Source organism: Rhodoblastus sp. (genome assembly GCF_041915505.1).
In the GTDB taxonomy this organism is placed as follows: domain Bacteria; phylum Pseudomonadota; class Alphaproteobacteria; order Rhizobiales; family Beijerinckiaceae; genus Rhodoblastus.
In genome coordinates, this window is sequence record NZ_JAYSBG010000419.1 from 1 (window position 1) to 2,743 (window position 2,743).

At 64.6% G+C, this 2,743-nt stretch carries 1 protein-coding gene; it reads left to right on the top strand.

What is annotated here, in order from left to right; genetic code table 11:
* Positions 1-65: 65 nt before the first annotated feature.
* Positions 66-2,669 (top strand): bifunctional aconitate hydratase 2/2-methylisocitrate dehydratase, encoded by a 2,604-nt coding sequence (gene acnB / locus ACE3S9_RS17940; protein ID WP_374547841.1) that lies wholly within the window; start codon positions 66-68, stop codon positions 2,667-2,669.
* The last annotated feature ends 74 nt before the right edge of the window (positions 2,670-2,743 follow it).

Here is a 2,743-nt window from a genome sequence, read left to right on the forward strand (position 1 = left end):
GTGTTTCTTTCGAGGCGCGGCGATCGGCCCGCCGCGCACGCTTACTTGCAGAGAAAGAGTCAATGATGTCGATGCTTGAAACCTATCGCGCTCATGTGGCGGAACGCGCTGCTCTTGGAATTCCGCCGCTGCCGCTTTCGGCGAAGCAGACGGAGGCGCTGATCGCGCTGCTGCGCGATCCGCCGTCGGGCGAAGAAGCGTTTCTCGTCGACCTGCTGACCCATCGCGTGCCCGCGGGCGTCGATGACGCCGCCAGGATCAAGGCCGGATTCCTCGACGCAGTGGCCAAGGGCGAAGAGAAGAACGCGCTCGTTTCGCGCAAGCTCGCCACCGAACTGCTCGCCACCATGCTCGGCGGCTTCAACATCAAGCCGCTGATCGAGCTGCTTCCCGATGGGGACGTCGGCGCCGCCGCCGCCGAGGGCCTCAAGAAGACCCTGCTGATGTTCGACTATTTCCATGACGTCAAGGCGCTGGCCGACACGGGCCAAGGAATCGGCGCTTCCAACGCCAGGGCCGTGCTGCAGTCCTGGGCCGACGGCGAATGGTTCACCTCGCGTCCCGAGGTTCCCGCCTCGCTGACCGTCACCGTGTTCAAGGTCAATGGCGAGACCAATACCGACGATCTGTCGCCCGCGCCCGACGCCTCGACCCGCCCCGACATTCCGCTGCATGCGCTGGCCATGCTGAAGAACCCGCGCCCGGGCATCGTTCCTGACGAGCCGGGCGTGCGCGGCCCGGTCAAGCAGCTTGAGGCGCTGGTCGCCAAGGGCTTGCCGGTCGCCTATGTCGGCGATGTCGTCGGCACCGGCTCCTCGCGCAAGTCGGCCACCAATTCCGTGCTGTGGTTCACCGGCGAGGACATTCCCTACGTCCCCAACAAGCGCTTCGGCGGCGTCTGCCTCGGTACGAAGATCGCCCCGATCTTCTACAACACCATGGAAGACGCCGGCGCGCTGCCGATCGAGCTCGACGTCTCGAAAATGGAGACCGGCGACGTCGTCGAACTGCGGCCCTATGACGGCAAGGCGTTGAAGAATGGCGAGGTCATCGCCGAATTCACCGTCAAGTCCGACGTGATCTTCGACGAGGTGCGCGCCGGCGGCCGCATCCCGCTGATCATCGGCCGCGGCCTCACCGCCCGCGCCCGCGAGGCGCTCGGTCTTCCGGTCTCGACCCTGTTCCGCCTGCCGGCCGAGCCGAAGGACAGCGGCAAGGGCTTTACCCTCGCCCAGAAGATGGTCGGCCGCGCCTGCCACCTGCCGGAAGGCAAGGGCGTGCGTCCGGGCACCTATTGCGAACCGAAGATGACGACCGTCGGCTCGCAGGACACCACCGGCCCGATGACCCGCGACGAGCTCAAGGACCTCGCCTGCCTCGGCTTCTCCGCCGATCTGGTGATGCAGTCGTTCTGCCACACAGCGGCTTATCCGAAGCTGGTCGACGTCCAGACCCATCGCGAATTGCCGACCTTCATCTCGAATCGCGGCGGCGTCGCCTTGCGTCCGGGCGACGGCGTCATCCATAGCTGGCTCAACCGCCTGCTGATGCCCGACACTGTCGGCACCGGCGGCGACAGCCACACCCGCTTCCCGATCGGCATTTCCTTCCCGGCCGGCTCCGGCCTCGTCGCCTTTGCGGCGGCGACCGGCGTCATGCCACTCGACATGCCCGAATCGGTGCTTGTCCGCTTCAAGGGCGAAATGCAGCCGGGTATTACGCTGCGCGACCTCGTCAACGCCATTCCGCTGGCGGCGATCAAGACCGGCGAGCTGACGATCGAGAAGAAGGGCAAGAAGAATGTCTTCAACGGCCGCATCCTCGAAATCGAGGGCCTGCCGGATCTGAAGGTGGAACAGGCTTTCGAACTCTCCGACGCCTCGGCAGAGCGTTCAGCCGCCGGCTGCACGGTGCGGCTGAACAAGGAGCCGATCATCGAATATATGAAGTCGAACATCGTGCTCATGAAGTGGATGATCGCCAACGGCTATCAGGATCGCCGCTCGCTCGAACGCCGCATCGCCGCGATGCAGGCCTGGATCGCCAATCCGGTGCTGCTGGAGCCGGACGCCGACGCCGAATATGCGGCGGTGTTCGAGATCGACATGAGCGAGATCAAGGAGCCGATCCTCGCCTGCCCGAACGATCCGGACGACGTAAAAGTTCTGTCCGAGGTCGCCGGCGACAAGGTCGACGAGGTCTTCATCGGCTCGTGCATGACCAATATCGGCCATTTCCGCGCCGCCGGAAAGATTCTCGCCGGCAAGTCGGACATTCCGACCCGGCTGTGGATCGCGCCGCCGACCAAGATGGACGCCCATATCCTGACCGAGGAAGGCTATTATGCGACGCTGGGCAAGTCCGGCGCCCGCATGGAAATGCCCGGCTGCTCGCTGTGCATGGGCAACCAGGCGCAGGTCCGCAAGGGCGCGACGGCTGTCTCGACCTCGACCCGCAACTTCCCCAATCGTCTGGGCATCGACACCCGGGTCTACCTCTCCTCGGCGGAACTGGCTTCGGTGGCGGCGCTGCTCGGCAAGATTCCGACCTTTGCGGAATATATGGAGCAGCTCGGCGGCCTGAAGGGCAAGGAAGCCGACGTCTATCGCTACATGAATTTCGACCAAATTCCGGAATTCGTGGAAATGGCGGACACGGTGGACGCGTGATCTGACGCGCCGCCGATTGTGACAAAAATGAACGGCCCGCCGGACGAGTTCGGCGGGCCGACGCTATCTAAGCG